The sequence below is a fragment of the Stenotrophomonas sp. SrG genome (assembly GCF_050031795.1).
Classification (GTDB): domain Bacteria; phylum Pseudomonadota; class Gammaproteobacteria; order Xanthomonadales; family Xanthomonadaceae; genus Stenotrophomonas; species Stenotrophomonas rhizophila_A.
Genome location: NZ_JBNBBE010000092.1, coordinates 1 through 308 on the forward strand (window position 1 = coordinate 1; position 308 = coordinate 308).

The window sequence follows — 308 nt, forward strand, 5'->3', positions numbered from 1 at the left end:
GCGATGGCCGGGCCGAGGCGCTTGACGTCCAGTACCTGGTCACGCCAATGAACGCACTAGCACGATGCGCACAAGTGCCCGGCGCGGGCGGCTTCCAGGGTGGCACGCTCTTCCTCCAGCGCCCGAAGCTGCTGCAAGGCGTTGCCAGGGGCCGGCGCGTACAGGGCGGCGATACGCTCGCGCAGCTGCTCGTCGTCCAGCGACATGAGTGCTGGCAGGAACAGCTCGGCCGGCGTGGCGACACTGCGTACGAAGGAGCGGCGCAGATAAGTGCCCTGGAAGCGCTGCTGCATGGAACGGATGTCGAA

1 protein-coding gene is annotated in these 308 nt (G+C 67.5%); it reads right to left on the reverse strand.

The genetic code is table 11. The features are described 5' to 3' along the window. Positions 1 to 56: 56 nt before the first annotated feature. Positions 57 to 308, reverse strand: a 252-nt coding sequence (locus ACQG3P_RS19100) for a hypothetical protein (protein WP_426805918.1), incomplete at its 5' end; no start/stop codon positions are given.